Origin of the sequence: Microbacterium sp. RU33B (assembly GCF_900155915.1) — a bacterium.
Lineage (GTDB): Bacteria > Actinomycetota > Actinomycetes > Actinomycetales > Microbacteriaceae > Microbacterium.
This window is the reverse complement of the sequence record NZ_FTPO01000001.1, coordinates 184,607-199,213: the sequence shown is the minus strand read 5'-3', so window position 1 is coordinate 199,213 and position 14,607 is coordinate 184,607. Positions and strand designations below refer to the sequence as shown.

At 71.4% G+C, this 14,607-nt stretch carries 12 protein-coding genes; 9 read left to right on the top strand and 3 right to left on the bottom strand.

Features of this window, described 5'->3' with window-relative positions; translation table 11 throughout:
* Positions 1–18: 18 nt before the first annotated feature.
* The gene (locus B0B14_RS00915; RefSeq protein WP_076679554.1) at positions 19–1,266 is read right to left on the bottom strand and encodes an ROK family protein; all 1,248 of its coding nucleotides are present in this window, start codon (positions 1,264–1,266) and stop codon (positions 19–21) included.
* Positions 1,267–1,391: 125 nt separating this feature from the next.
* On the opposite strand from B0B14_RS00915, the gene B0B14_RS00910 reads away from it, so the two are divergent.
* From B0B14_RS00910 to mmuM, 7 genes are all read left to right on the top strand, one after another.
* On the top strand, positions 1,392–2,603 hold the full coding sequence (locus tag B0B14_RS00910; RefSeq protein ID WP_076679553.1) for a glycosyltransferase: 1,212 nt from the start codon (positions 1,392–1,394) through the stop codon (positions 2,601–2,603).
* Complete coding sequence (locus B0B14_RS00905; RefSeq protein ID WP_076679552.1) at positions 2,600–3,172, top strand: TetR/AcrR family transcriptional regulator; 573 nt, start codon at positions 2,600–2,602, stop codon at positions 3,170–3,172. The genes B0B14_RS00910 and B0B14_RS00905 overlap by 4 nt, the downstream gene beginning before the upstream one ends.
* A 110-nt stretch (positions 3,173–3,282) precedes the next feature.
* Positions 3,283–4,542 carry an ABC transporter substrate-binding protein gene (locus B0B14_RS00900; protein ID WP_076679551.1) on the top strand — a complete coding sequence of 420 codons (1,260 nt, stop codon included), beginning with the start codon at positions 3,283–3,285 and terminating at the stop codon, positions 4,540–4,542.
* Positions 4,543–4,576: 34 nt separating this feature from the next.
* Positions 4,577–5,509 (top strand): carbohydrate ABC transporter permease, encoded by a 933-nt coding sequence (locus B0B14_RS00895; protein WP_083710240.1) that lies wholly within the window; start codon positions 4,577–4,579, stop codon positions 5,507–5,509.
* Positions 5,509–6,426, top strand: a complete 918-nt coding sequence (locus B0B14_RS00890; protein ID WP_076679550.1) for a carbohydrate ABC transporter permease — start codon at positions 5,509–5,511, stop codon at positions 6,424–6,426. Before B0B14_RS00895 ends, B0B14_RS00890 begins: the two co-directional genes overlap by 1 nt.
* The gene (locus B0B14_RS00885; RefSeq protein ID WP_083710238.1) at positions 6,384–8,183 is read left to right on the top strand and encodes a glycoside hydrolase family 13 protein; all 1,800 of its coding nucleotides are present in this window, start codon (positions 6,384–6,386) and stop codon (positions 8,181–8,183) included. The genes B0B14_RS00890 and B0B14_RS00885 overlap by 43 nt, the downstream gene beginning before the upstream one ends.
* Positions 8,184–8,258: 75 nt before the next feature.
* Entirely contained in the window at positions 8,259–9,119 is an 861-nt protein-coding gene (gene mmuM, locus B0B14_RS00880; protein WP_076679548.1) for a homocysteine S-methyltransferase, read from the top strand.
* Positions 9,120–9,205: 86 nt separating this feature from the next.
* Here the strand turns inward: mmuM and B0B14_RS00875 are convergent, their stop codons facing one another.
* Complete coding sequence (locus B0B14_RS00875; protein WP_076679547.1) at positions 9,206–10,387, bottom strand: polysaccharide pyruvyl transferase family protein; 1,182 nt, start codon at positions 10,385–10,387, stop codon at positions 9,206–9,208.
* 115 nt (positions 10,388–10,502) lie between these two features.
* Here B0B14_RS00875 and B0B14_RS00870 point away from each other — a divergent pair, with 115 nt between their 5' ends.
* On the top strand, positions 10,503–12,656 hold the full coding sequence (locus B0B14_RS00870) for a glycosyltransferase (RefSeq protein ID WP_076679546.1): 2,154 nt from the start codon (positions 10,503–10,505) through the stop codon (positions 12,654–12,656).
* Positions 12,653–13,963 (top strand): nucleotide disphospho-sugar-binding domain-containing protein, encoded by a 1,311-nt coding sequence (locus B0B14_RS00865; RefSeq protein ID WP_076679545.1) that lies wholly within the window; start codon positions 12,653–12,655, stop codon positions 13,961–13,963. Before B0B14_RS00870 ends, B0B14_RS00865 begins: the two co-directional genes overlap by 4 nt.
* Here B0B14_RS00865 and B0B14_RS00860 read toward each other — a convergent pair.
* Positions 13,924–14,604, bottom strand: a complete 681-nt coding sequence (locus B0B14_RS00860; RefSeq protein WP_076679544.1) for a hypothetical protein — start codon at positions 14,602–14,604, stop codon at positions 13,924–13,926. The two genes, B0B14_RS00865 and B0B14_RS00860, sit on opposite strands and share 40 nt — an antisense overlap.
* Positions 14,605–14,607 lie beyond the last annotated feature (3 nt).

Here is a 14,607-nt window from a genome sequence, read left to right as displayed (position 1 = left end):
CTGCGGGATTCGTGCGTTTCAGGCCCCTGCGCGCTCGGCAGCCAGCGGGAGGACCGTCGCGCGGGCGGTTTCGAGGGCAGCGGCCACCGCCCCGGTCGTGACGACTCCGGCGCCGAGCGTGGACGCCAGGAGCTGCGGCGCCGGCAGGTCGACTTCGGCGGGCAGCAGGACGCGCGCGGCATCGATCACCGGATGGATGCCTGCCGCGACCGCTCCCGCGATCACGATGACCTGTGGGTCGAAGAAGCTCGCGAACACGCCGGCCACGCGCGCGAGCAGTGCGCCCGCGCGCTCCACGATCGCCTCGACGGACGGATCCCCCGTGCCCGCCAGGGACAGCACGTCGCGGGCGGAGAGCTCATCGGGCGCCGTGAGCGCGAGAGGATGCTCGGGCGGGATCTCTCCCGTCTCGATCGCCTCCCGCGTCCAGCGGGCGATCCAATGCCCGACGCCGTCGGCGCGGCCGACTCCCTCGACGCGGTCCAGGGCCTTCGCCTCTCCCGCACCGCCGTGCGCGCCGCGCACGAGACGACCGTCCAGGACGACTCCCGCACCGAGCCGCTCTCCGGCGAGCAGCGCCACGAAGTCGTCGCATCCTCTCGCCGCGCCGACCGCTCCTTCCGCGACGGCCGCGAGGGACGCGTCGTTCTCGATGCGCACCGCCGGCGCCCACGTCGAGAGCATCTCGGCCAGCTCGGGGTTCATCCGCCGCCAGAACGCATTGCGGTGCAGCGGCGACCGCCCGGCGCGATCGACCGGGGCGGGCACGCCGACGCACACGGCGAACACGTCGCTGCGCGCTCCTCCCGCCTGGTGCAGCGCCTCGTCGATCACCGCCTGCACGGCCGCGCGCCTGCTGCCCGCCTCCGCGGGGTCATCGACGTCGGAGGGCGTGAGGGCGCCGGTCTCGTGCGCGACACTGGCCAGCGGCGTCCCGCGCAGATCGGCGACGGTCGCAGACAGGTGGAGCCGCCCGGCATCCACCCCCACGATCAGTCCGGCGTCCTCCCGCAGCTCGAACCTGCGCGCAGGACGACCTCTGCGGTAATCGTCCACCGCGCGCGCGTTGGGAAGTTCGCGCACCAGTCCCCACGCGATCAGATCGTCGATCGCCTCGATCGTGGTCGAGCGGGTGAGGCCCACCGCCGGCATGACGTCGCTGCTCGTGAAAGCGTCGTTGTCCCACGCGAAGGCGAGCACGGCCTCGAGGCTCGCCTGCCGGCCCGTCCACGCCGGTCGGGCGGGCGCGTCGTTCGTCGTCGTCATCCCGCTCCTCTCCCGCCACGCAGGCCGCTTATTTGGTTCGGCGACTGAATCTACTCCATCGAGCATGCCGCCGCCTCGCATCCCGCTCTGCGAGAATCTGCAGTATCTGATGATAATCTCCGCGCATGGACGTGACCTTCATCGCCAACGACACCCGGGGCGGCGTCGAGCCCTACCTCGCACTCGCACGGGAGGCGGTGTCGCGAGGCCACAGGGTGCGCGCCCTGGCTCCGGCAGAGCATGCGCCGCTCTTCACCGGCGCAGGAGTGCTGTTCGCCGGACTGGAGGGTGTCGACCGCGAGTCCGTGAGCGCGGCGGCGCGGGGCGGTGTGCGCCTGCGGGAGATGGGTCGTCGCGTCGCCGCCCTCGCCGCGCAGTGGGCCGTCACTGCACGCGACCTGGCCGCCGGCACCGACGTGATCGTCTCCGGGATCGGCGGCATGGCGCTCGCCCGCCCCGTCGCGCAGGCGGTGGGTGCCACGCTGCTGCGCGCGCACCTGCAGCCACTGGATGCCTCGAACAGCGCTGCACCCGGACCGCTCGGACCGCCGCTCGACTTCGCCGGCCCGCTGGGCCACCGCGCGTCGCACGCGGTCACGGCTGCCGCGACGTCGCTCATCACCCGCGCCCCTGAGCAGTCGGCGCGCAGAGCCCTCGGCCTCACCGGGCGCTCAGCGGCGGCTGACCCGACCATCCTGTACGGATTCAGCCCCGCGGTCGTGCCGGTGGCGTCTGACGCGACGACCCGCCGGATCGCGACGGGCTACTGGACCCTCCCGGCTTCCGCTCCGCTGTCCCCCGAGCTGGTGGCTTTCGTGGAGCAGCCGGATCCGGTCGTGAGCATCGGGTTCGGGAGCATGGTGACCGCGGACGCCGATGCCCTCCGCCGGCTCGTCCTCAGTGCTGTGCGTCGCGTGGGCGTGCGCGCGGTTCTGTTGTCGGGGTGGGGCGCTCTGGCCCCGGATGCCGAACGTCACGACGATGTCATGGTGGTGGACTCCGCCGCCCACGCGCTGCTGTTCCCCCGCATGTCGGCGACCGTCCACCACGGCGGCGCGGGAACGACCGGCGCCGCACTCGCCGCCGGGCGCCCCACGGTGGTCGTGCCGTTCACAGCGGACCAGCCGTTCTGGGCCCGCCGCGCCCAGCAGCTCGGAGTGGCGCCGTCTCCCCTCCCCCTCCGACGCCTCACCGTCGATGGACTGACCGAGGCGCTGCGCTCGGCGCTGACCGACCCGGTGATGGTCGACCGCGCTCGGGATCTCGGCGAGACGCTGCGCCGCGAGCACGGTGCGCGCGATGCCGTGGACGCCATCGAGATCGTCGCAGGCGCATGAAGCGCGGACCCAACGCCCGCGGACGACGCACTCTCGCCGCGATCGAGGAGGCGGCGCTCGCAGCGGCGGAGGAGATGCCGTTCGGCCAGGTCACGGTGCGCGAGATCTGCACGCGAGCGGGGGTGTCGGAACGCGTCTTCTTCAATCACTTCGAGACGAGGGAGGATGCCTTCCTCGGTCATGCGCGTCCGACGGTCGATGAGGAGTGGGCTCATCGCCTGCTGACCGACACGTCCGTTCCGCTCCTCGTGGGAGCAGCCCGTCTCGTGGCCGTCCCCCTCGTTCCCCCGGTGGTGCGTCGACGGCGCCAGGAGCTCACGGCGGCGCATCCCGAACTGCTCGCTCGCGCTCACGCGGTGCTCGCCCCGCTCCGCGTCCGCTGCGTCGACATCGTCGCCACAGCCGTCGGGATCCGCCATCCCCAGGCCCCGCCCACGACGGTCGAGCAGTTCTCGCGGATGGTCGTGGCGGCGGCGTCCGAGATCCTGCAGGCGCCTCTGCATCCGGAGACCACGGCGCTGCTGCGCTCGATGGTCGACGAGCTGGACGGAGTTCGCCGAACCTCTTGACCTCGTGCCGGGGTCTGCTGCATCATTGTCGTGTCGAGTTGATTTGCAGAGTAAATCTAATTCTGAGATCAACAAGATCCCGCCCCTCAGGGCCACGAAAGGACGATGACGTGCCTCAGATCTCCCGCCGGACGAAGGCGTTCCTCGCGATCACGACGGTCGTCGCCGCCACGGCATCCATCGCCGGATGCTCGGCCGGAGGCCCCGAGACCGTGCGCTTCCACCTCTCCAAGCCGGAGGCCATCCCCTACTTCCGCGAGCTCATCGCCGAGTACAACGCGTCGCAGGACGACGTCGAGGTCGTGCTCGACACCTCCAGCAACCTGCAGGCCGGGTTCCTCCGCGGCAACCCGCCCGACATCGGGATGCTGAACTACAACATGGAGATGGCGCGCTTCATGGAGCGCGGGGCGCTCAGCGACCTGAGCGACATGCCCGAGGCCGATCGCATCCTCCCCGGCGTGCAGGAGCTCGTCGACCAGTACGCGACGTACCCCGGACGCACGAGCGTGCTCCCGTATTCGGTGATGGCGGCATCCGTCATCTACAACACGCAGATCTTCGAAGACAACGGCCTCGAGGTCCCCGAGACCTGGGACGAGCTGATCGAGGTGTGCGAGACGCTCGAGGCGAACGGGATCACGCCGTTCTACGCCACCTTCAAAGACCCGTGGACGATCGGCCAGGGATGGTTCGACTACACCGTGGGCGGATCGGTGCCCGTCTCGGACTTCTTCGACGAGCTGAACGCCGAGGGCACGGCGGTCGGGCCCGACTCCTCCGTGTCGTTCCAGCGCGACATCCTCCCTCCCGTCGAGCGGATGGTCGAGCTGACCGACAACTACGTGAACGACGACGCCGAGAGCCGCGGCTACGGCGACGGCAACCTCGCATTCGCGCAGGGCAAGGCCGCGATGTACCTGCAGGGCCCGTGGGCCTTCGGCGAGATCGCCAAGACCTCCCCCGACCTCGAACTCGGCACGTTCCCGCTGCCCATGACCGACGATCCCGCCGACAACAAGGTGCGAGTGAACCTCGACCTCGCCGCATGGATCCCCGAGGCATCCCGCCACAAGGAGGCGGCGCGCGAGTTCCTCTCCTACCTCTTCCAGCCCGAGGTGATGGACGAGTACAACGCGGCACAGCTCGGCTACGGGACGACGACGGATGCCGCGCCCGTCACAGATCCGCGCATCGTCGGGATGAAGGAGTACTTCGACGACGCGCGGTTCTACCAGGGACCGTCCAAGGCGATCCCGCAGACCATCCCCTCCGACAACTACTTCCAGGCCATCGTGGGGGGCTCGGACGCCGAGCGCACGCTCGCGGTGATCGATGCCGACTGGGCCCGTCTGGCACTCCGCCAGTAGCGGCACCGCACCCACGAAAGGACAGCGACTCGACATGGCAACGACGACAGCGACGCTGGTCGCACCGACCGCCCGGAGGGGCGCCGCCGCGCGCGACGTCGCGCGCAGCAGGCCGAAGGTCGAGGGGATCTACTTCCTCTTCCTCCTGCCCACCCTGATCCTGTTCACCCTCGCGATCACGGTCCCGGCGGTCATCGGCATCTTCTTCAGCTTCACGAACTCGATCGGCTTCGGCGATTGGGAGTTCGTCGGACTCATCAACTACATCGCCGCGTTCAGCGACCCCGCGATCCTGCAGAGCTATCTCTTCACGTTCGGCTTCGCGGCGGTCACCGTCGTGGTGGTCAACGTGGCCGCGTTCCTGCTGGCGGTCGGGCTGACCTCCCGCATCCGCATGAAGACCGCGCTGCGCACGATCTTCGTGATCCCGATGGTCATCTCGGGCATCGTGATCGCCTTCGTCTTCAACTTCCTGTTCTCCAATTCGGTGCCGGCGCTCGGTCAGGGCCTGGGCATCTCCTGGCTCAGCGAGAGCATCCTCGCCAATCCCGATCTGGCGTGGGTCGCGATCGTCATCGTCACGGCGTGGCAGGCGATCCCGGGCACGCTCCTCATCTACATCGCCGGCCTCCTCTCGATCCCGGGCGAGGTCCACGAAGCGGCCGACATCGACGGCGCCGGCAAGGTGGCGCAGCTGACCCGCATCACGCTGCCGCTCGTCGCGGGCTACGTCGTGATCAACGTGATCCTCGGATTCAAGGGATTCCTCAACGCCTACGACATCATCGTGGGCCTCACCAACGGCGGCCCCGGCACGGCCACGCGCAGCATCGCGATGACGATCGTCACCGGGTTCACCAGCGGCGACTACGCGTACCAGATGGCCAACGCGACGATCTTCTTCCTCATCACCGTCGCCATCGCGCTGCTCCAGCTCAGCCTCACCCGCGGAAGGAACGTGCTCTGATGTCGGTTCAGCCAGCCCTCGTGCTCGAGGAGGTCCACGCCACCGAGGTGCTCGAGGGCGCCCCTCCCCGGGCCACCCCCCACCGTCGCTTCGCCATGGAGCGCGTCAACTGGCCGGGCACGATCATCATCGCGCTCTGCGCGATCACGGTGCTCGTCCCGCTCTACGTGACGATCTCGATGGCGTTCAAGACGCAGTCCCAGGCCGTCGACGGCAACGCGTTCTCACTGCCCGCTCCCTTCAGCGTCGACGGGTTCGTCGCGGCGTGGGAGCTGACGAACTTCCCGCTCGCGTTCACGATCACCACCCTCGTGACGGCGGCGACGGTCGCCGGAACGATCGTCCTGGCCGCGGTGGCGTCGTTCGCCATCGCCCGCAACTGGGAACGCAAGGTCTTCCGCTGGTCGTTCTACTACCTGCTGATGGCGATGTTCATCCCGTTCCCGGTGCTCGCGCTGCCTCAGATCCAGCTGACCGGTCTCGTCGGGCTCGACAACCCGGCGGGGGTGACGTTCCTGCACATCATGTTCCAGCTGAGCTTCAGCGTGCTGCTGTTCACGGCGTTCCTCCGCTCGATCCCGCTCGAGCTCGAGGAGAGCGCCCGGATCGACGGCGCCACGACGTGGCAGGCGTTCTGGCAGCTGATCTTCCCGCTGCTGGCACCGATGAGCGCGACGGTCGGCATCTTCGCCTTCCTGGCATCGTGGAACGACTTCATGATGCCGTCGCTGATCATCTCGGATCCGTCGATGCAGACCCTCCCGGTCGTGCAGAGCATCTTCCAGACCCAGTTCAGCAACAACTACAACGTGTCGTTCGCGTCGTACCTCATGGCCATGGCGCCCGCCATCATCGTCTACCTGTTCACCCAGCGATGGGTGATGGAAGGCGTCACCCAGGGGGCGGTCAAGGGCTGAACCGCCCGGCATCCGCCGCCCCGCACACCCCGCAACACCGCACCCTCGAAAGGACTCCTGTGCCCTCGCCGTCCCCTCTTGTCGACCTCCTCGCCGATGACGTCGCAGCGCCCTGGTGGCGTCAGGCCGTCGTCTACCAGATCTATCCGCGGAGCTTCGCCGACGCCGACGGCGACGGCCTGGGCGACATCCCGGGCGTCACGTCGCGCGCGGACTACCTCGCGGAGCTGGGGGTGGATGCCGTCTGGCTGAGCCCCTTCTACCCGTCGGCGCTCGCCGATGGCGGGTACGACGTCGCGGACTACCGCAACGTCGACCCGCGGCTGGGCACGCTCGCCGAGTTCGACGAGATGCTCGCGGCGCTGCACGCACGGGGCATCCGCGTCGTCGTCGACATCGTGCCCAACCACACCTCCGACGACCACGCCTGGTTCCAGGAGGCGCTGGCGGCCGGTCCTGGTTCCGCCGCGCGCGAGCGGTACATCTTCCGCGACGGCACAGGTCCGGATGCCTCGACGCCGCCCGCCGACTGGGAGTCGCTGTTCGGCGGACCGGGGTGGAGGCAGGTCACAGAAGCGGATGGCACGCCCGGACAGTGGTACCTGCACACGTTCGCGCCGGAGCAGCCCGACCTCAACTGGGACAACCCCGAGGTGCGCGCCGACTTCGAGAAGACGCTGCGCTTCTGGTCGGACCGCGGCGTGGACGGCTTCCGCATCGACGTCGCTCACATGCTGACGAAGGACCTGCCCGACCCGCTGCCGTCGCAGGCCGAGATCGATGCCCTTCCCTTCGACGGCAAGCACCCGCTCGTCGACCGCGACGACGTGCACGAGGTCTACGCCGCGTGGCGTGCGATCTTCGACGAGTACGACCCGCCGCGCACGGCCGTGGCCGAGGCGTGGGTGGCGTCCGACCGCGTGCCCCTGTACGCGAGCCCGTCGAGCCTCGGGCAGGCGTTCAACTTCGATCTGCTGCAGTCCGACTTCGACGCGGCCGAGTTCCGCGACGTCGTGACGCACAACCTCGAGCTCGCGAGCCGATCGGGGTCGTCGAGCACGTGGGTGCTGTCGAACCACGACGTCGTTCGCCACGCGACCCGCTACGGGCTGCCTCCGCTGGGCCGCGACAGCCGCGGACGCGGGGCCGTCAAGCAGGGCAGTGCGTGGCTGCGCACCGGCGGCACCGATCCCGAGCTCGATCGCGAGGGAGGCCTCCGCCGCGCACGGGCGGCGACGATGTTCCTCCTCGGCCTGCCCGGTTCGGCGTACCTGTACCAGGGCGAGGAGCTCGGTCTCCACGAAGTGGCCGAGATCCCCGCCGTCGAGCGCCAGGATCCCTCGTTCTTCCGCACCGGCGGCGACGACATGGGACGCGACGGATGCCGCGTGCCGCTGCCCTGGACCACCGACGGCGAATCTCTCGGCTTCGGCTCGGCGCACGCGCACCTGCCGCAGCCGGCGTGGTTCGCGGCATCCGCCGTGGAGGTGCAGGAGAGCGACCCGCAGTCGACCCTGAGCCTCTACCGCGCGGCTCTCGCCCTGCGCGAGCGGCTCCAGACCAGCGAGTCGCTGGAGTGGGTCGAGACGGGGCGCGACGACGTGCTGCACTTCCGCCGGGAGGGCGGCTGGAGCGTCGTGACGAACTTCGGCACCGAGCCGTTCGCGCTGCCGGCGGGCGACGTCGTGCTGTCGAGCTCACCCACGGACGACGGGTCGGTCGGCGCCGCGACCACCGTGTGGGTGCGGACGATCTGACGGGGGCCCAGGTCGAAGGGCGCCGCGCATCGGGGGGGTGCGCGGCGCCCTGTTCTGGCGCAGTAGCGTGGGGGGATGCCCGATCTGCGTGCGGCTCTCGCCGAGCGTCCTGTCGTCCTCGACGGCGGACTCGGCACGCTCCTGGAAGCCCGGGGCAACGATCTCACGAGCGATCTGTGGTCGGCCCGGCTGCTCCGCGACCACCCGGACGAGGTCTCGGCGGCGCACGCGGAGTTCGTGGCGGCCGGGGCGGACGTGCTCATCACGTCGTCGTACCAGCTGGGCTTCGGCGCAGCCGTGCCCGATGACGACGTCGAGGAGCTGATCGGCCGGAGCGTGCGTGTGGCGAGCGCCGCGGGCGGGCGGTTCGTCGCGGCCTCCGTCGGCCCGTACGGCGCGGTCCGTGCCGACGGGAGCGAGTACACCGGCGACTACGGCACGAGCGTGGCCGAGCTGCGCGCGTGGCACCGGCGGCGCCTGCATCTGCTGGCGGATGCCGGAGCCGATGCCCTCGCGATCGAGACGATCCCCGCCCTCGCCGAGGTCGAAGCGCTGTGCGCCGAGCTCGCCGATCTCGGAGTGCCCGCATGGATCAGCCTGTCCGCATCGAGCACGGGGTGGAGAGGCGACGATCTCGCGGAGGCGTTCGCGCTGGCGGCGGCGACCCCGGGCGTCTTCGCGACGGGTGTCAACTGCTGCGCGCCCGAGACTGTGCTGTCAACCCTCGCCCACGTCCCCTCCGGGGTCGCCGGGATCGCCTATCCGAACAGCGGCGAGCGATGGGATGCGGTCACCCGGTCGTGGGCGGGGGACGCCGGCATCCCGACCGACGCGGCGCAGTCCTGGGTGGAGGCAGGGGCGCGCCTGGTCGGCGGATGCTGCCGCACGACCCCCGCCGACATCGCCGTCCTGGCCTCCGCGATCCGCGGCGACTGACGTGCGGGGGCGCCCGCTCGGGTGCCAGCTGACGTCGCCTCGCGGCGCGGGAAGCGACGACACCTGACACATCGGAGCCCGCCCGGTCAGCCGAAGACGGACGCGACCTCGTCCCACCAGTCCGCCGTGGTCGCGCGATGCCCCGGGAGCCGCCGGGCGGCCTCGTCCGCGACCTCGTCGCGCGCCGCCCACAGCCCACCGAGGCGGGAGATCCCGTCGGTGTCGGCGGCGGTGATCGGCACCACGGCATCCTGCCCCCAGTGGGCGAGCGCGCCGCGCTGCTTGACCGCCGTGTACTCGTCGGTCACGAGCCCGAGCACCGGCACTCCCCCCGGCGCGGCGAACACCGCCGGGTGGTATCGACCGGTGAGGAGCAGCGCGGACGAGCGCGCGAGGGATGCCGCCCCGCGGGCATCTCCGGAGGGCACGACGCTCGACGGCGTGCGCATCCGCGCGCGCACCTCGTCGTGGAGCACGGCGTCCCCGCGCGCCTCGAGGCCGGAGTGGGGTCCGAAGTGCGCGTGGAAGCGCACCGGGCCGCCGACCAGGTCGGCCGCCGCATCGACCAGGGCCGCGACCCTGTCGACGGTCTCGTCCCGCGGTGCGCCTCCGAGGCTCAGCGACAGGCTCACCAGCACGCCGTGACGATCCGGCGAGCCCGCACCGTCGTCCGCCATCCCGAGGAACGACGCGTCGTCGACGCCGAGGCGTGCACGGATGCCGAGATCGGCCGCCAGCTGGAGCGACGCCGCCTCGCGCACGCGCGTCGACCGGGCACCCTCGAGGAGGCCGGCGACGAGCCCGCGATCGCGCCCTTCCAGACGCGGTCCGAACGTCTGCCCGGAGACGACGAGCGGGGTATCCGTCCGTGCGGCGATCGCGCCGAGCGCCGCGCGCTCGTAGACGTGGAGCGGCCACGTCGAGGCCAGATTGCCGCCGCCGGCGATCACGACGCCGTCCGCATCGGCGACCGCCACGATGACCTCTCGGGCCGGATCGTCCGCGGAGAGCGTCGCCGCTCCCCCCGCCGCCTCGCGCACGGCCTTCAGCCGCGCCTCGGCCGCGTCGCGGTCGAGACCGTCGAATCGGATGCGGGGGACAGCGTCGACGCCATACCGCTCGGAGGTCTCCTCGGGCACCGACGAGATCGCCGTGATCGCGGCACCGCGGGCGGTGAGCTCACCGTGCGCCGCCTCGAACATGGCCTCGTCGCCGATGTGCACCATGTCATCCACGACGCCGACGTCGCCGATCATCACCAGTCGCATGAAACTCCTCAGATTAGTCCGACGGCTCCGACCAAGCTAGAGCACTCCGAGACATCCTCCGGACGGCTTACGATCGAGTGCCCGCTGTGTGACGGCGGCGGAGGCGAGGTAGGCGATGGGCGTTCAGACGGCGCTCGATGCGGTGCGCGAAGCGCCCGGGATCATCGACGCGATGCGACTGGCCGATGACCTGGCGTTCGAGGCCGGACGCGACCCCGGGCTGCGCACGCTCCGGGTGCTCGGCAGCGCCCTCTCCGGCGATGACGAGGTGTCGGCGATCGCCGCCGTGCACGCCCTGGCCGAGATCTTCGACGAGCAGGCCGCGCGCATGCTCAGCGGTCTCCTGTCGGATCCGCGAGCCACCATCCGCGAACACGCGGCATGGGCGCTCGGGTCGGGACTCCCCCGCCCCGATGCGATGGGACGACTGATCGGACTCGTCGCCGCCGGCGGATTCACGGGCATGCTCGCCCAGCGCACGCTCGAGCAGTGGTCGACGATGTCGGCCGAGACGCTCGCCGTCGGCCTCGAGGGGGCACTCCTCGGCATCCAGGCGCCCGAGGCCCGGGCGCGCCTGGTCGAGACGCTGGGCCTCGTGCGACCGGCCCTCGCCACACGCGCGCTCCTGAAGATCGCCCAGGATGCCGGCGAGCACGACGAGGTGCGGATCGCGGCCGTGTCGGCGCTCGGCCAACGTCGCGGGTCCCCCGGTCTCATCGAGCCGCTGGAGCAGCTCGTGGGCGGGGAAGGACTCCTCGCCGAGGTGGCGCGCCTCGCGCTCGTCGATCTCGCGGAGACGCCTCCGCCTCCCCAGGCGACGGGCGACGGACTCACGATCGCCCAGCTCTTCCTGCACGCCGACATCGATCCGTCGCTCGCCGCAGCGGGCGCGGGCGACAACGGCGGCATCGCCACGCTCCTGGTGCGCCTCGGCGACGCCCTCGTGGCCGACCCTGCGGCGGGCGTGCGCCGCGTGATCACGCTGTCGCGGGGGCCCGTGGCCCAGGCCGCGGAGGATCTCCTCGACATCGGCTCGGTGCAGTCCGGGCATGTCTACGGCCACGTGCCCCTGAAGTCCCAGCCGGTGCCGTCGGCCGCCGCCTGGCCCCTGCGCGTCACGGCGCGGCGCGGCATCCGTCGTCTTCTCCGTGCCGCCGGGCGCGTCGATCTGCTCCACCTGCGCATGGCGGACGTCGGGAGCCTGGCCGCCGCCGACGTCGCGCGCGAGCTGGGCATCCCGGTCGTGTTCACCGTCGCCCCCGACCCGCACGGCGTCATCCAGTCGATGGACCGCTCGGGCGCCCTGACCCGCGAGCACTTCGGCGAGGTCGATCTGCGCGAGCACTTCTGGTTCCGCACCCGGCTCGTGCAGAACCTGGCGGCGAACGCCGCCCACACCGTGCTGTTCCCCCGTCCCCGTCTGCAGCAGGACATGCACCAGCTGGTCGGCATCGACATCACCTCGCGGCCCGAGCGCCACACGATCGTGGCGGAGGGCGTCGACCTCGAGGTCGTCGACCGCTCGGTCGCCGTCGCACGGGCCCATGCCGACGGCGCGGAGGCCGACGGCGCCATCGCCGACCTGCGCGCCCGTGTCGCGGCGCTGGCGCCCGAGCGCCGGGAGCTTCCGATCGTGGTCACCGTCGGGCGCCTGCACCGCGTGAAGGGCATGGCGACGCTCGTGGAGGTGTGGGCGCGCGGACCGCTGCGGGATCGGGCGAACCTGCTCGTCATCGGCGGCGACCTGGATCATCCCTCCCTCGACGAGCGCGAGCAGCTCGACCGCATCGATGCGGCGGTGCCCGAGGCCCGGCGAGCGGAAGCCGGCCTGATCCTCGCCGGACACCAGCCCAATGACATCGCCGCATCCTGGCTGGCCGCCGTGCGGTTCGGGATGCCCGGTCTCACCGCTCCCGGCGGTGTGTACGTCTGCGCGAGCCTGAAGGAGGAGTTCGGCATCGCGCTGCTGGAGGCGATGGCGACGGGCCTCATGGTCGTCGCGCCGGACGGCGGGGGTCCGGCCACCTACGTCGAGGACGGCGTGACCGGGGTGCTGACCCAGACCTGGGACGCGGACCAGCTCGAGGTCGCCACCGGAACGGCGCTCGACGCCGCCGCGCGGCCGGAGGGCGATCGGGCCGACATCGCCCATGACATGGTGCGCCGCAGCTTCACGATCCAGGCGATGGCCGCCGCCCTCGGCCCGGTGTACCGCGACGTCGTGGCCGAAGAGGCGGAGCTCATCCGCACAGCGGGGGTGGCCCCGTGACGCTGCTCGTCATCAGCCCCGACTACGCCTCTCACCTGCTTCCGCTGGCCACGCTCGCCACGGCGTGGCGCGACGCGGGCGAACACGTCGTGGTGGCGACGGGACCTGCGACCGATCCGATCGTGCGCGAGTTCGGCATGGAGCGACTCGACCTGTCCCTCGGCCGCGGGAGCAATGCGCGGGTGATCTCGGCCGACGAGCAGCCCGAAGACGAATCGGCGTCGTTGCGCGGATTCTTCGACGCCACCCGCGAAGGCATGACCGAGACGCTGCGCTACCAGGCCTCGGAGCGCCTCACCGACCTCATGTGGGATCCGGTCACGATCGGCCGGCGCGTGCTCGCGGCCGTCGAGGAGGTGCGCCCGTCGGCGATCATCGTCGACCACCTCGCGTTCAGCGCCCGACTGGCGCTGCAGACCGCGGGCATCGCCTACGCCGACGTGGTCCTCGGACATCCGAGCGCACTCCCGGTGGCCGGCGAGGTCTATGGATTCCCGCCCTCCTGGCCCGCGGCGTTCACCCCCGACCCCGGCGCGCTCGACGAGCTCCGCGCGCTCTGCGACGAGGTCTCGACCCGCTTCACCGCCGAGTGGAACCGTGCGGCGCGCGCCCTCGACCCCGCTGCCGCCCTCACCTCCGACGCGTTCGCGGAGCACGGCGCCACGGTGCTCTACAACTACCCCGCAGAGCTCGCGGCGGGCGACGGACGTGCCCTTCCGCCCCACGCGTTCCTCGGTTCGACACGCCGTGTGGAGGCGGTGGATGCCGAGGTCGAGCAGTGGATCGCCACGGCCGGCGACTACGCGTACGTGAGCTTCGGCAGCTTCCTGTCCGTCCGCGGCGACGTGCTGCGCCGGGTGGCCGACGCCCTCGCCGAGATCGGCATGCGGGCCGCCATCGCGACGGGCTCGACGCCGCGGGACCAGCTCGGAGACATCCCGTCGGACTGGCTCGTGCGCGACTATCTCCCCCAGGTGCGACTCCTCGCGGGTGCCCGGCTCGCCGTGACCCACGGCGGCAACAACTCGGTCACCGAGGCGCTCGGGCAGGGCGTGCCCCTGCTCGTGCTGCCGTTCTCGACGGATCAGTTCGCCGGCGCGGCGGCGGTGGAGCGCACCGGTGTCGGCCGCGCCCTGGCTCCGAACACGGCGGATGCCTCGGAGCTCGCCGAGGCTCTGCGCGCGATCCGCGACCTCCCGGCGGACGGGCGGGACGTGCTGGAGCGCATCGCCCGGCACCAGGACCGGCGATCGGGGCCGCAGATCGCCTACGAGCTGCTGGCCGGGCGCGCGACGCCGACGAGCTGAGCCATCGACTCCGGGTCGCCGGCGGCGGCGCGGTACTGCTCCATGAGCGCCGCATTGGCGTCGTAGCGCTCGCCCGCACGCACCTCGGCCTGGTGGTGCAGAGCGTAGACACGTCCGTCGTGGCGGACCGGCGGGGCGCCCAGCAGGGTCTCGTGGGCGAGGTACCACGCGGCATCCTCGAACCCCCAGCCGCGGAATCGCTCGTCCTGGCCTCCGTGCGACCGCCAGGTGGCGGGGGTCGTGACGTACACGCCCGAGCATGCGCCGTTGACGAGCTCGTATGTGCACTCCTCGGGCGCCGTTCCGCCGCGCAGCTGCGCCGTTCCCTCGGCGCCCAGCCAGTGGTAGCGCGTATAGGGCAGATGCACGCGTCCGCTCGTGCGCGCCGCCGCGACGGCCTCGCGCAGCGCCGCCGGCTCGGGGATCGTGTCGGCGTCGTTGATCACGACGACCTCGTCGGCTCCGATGCCGTCGACGCCACGGTTGCGGCAGGCCGCGAGCACGAAGACGTCGTCGGGGGTGTCGATCGTGGTCACCTCAGCTTCGGGCACGTTGTCGGCGTACCACGCGGTGACGAACTCGAACGCGCCCACACGCGACGGCGCAGGGCGCCAGGGGATCACGACACGGAACCGTTGCATCCG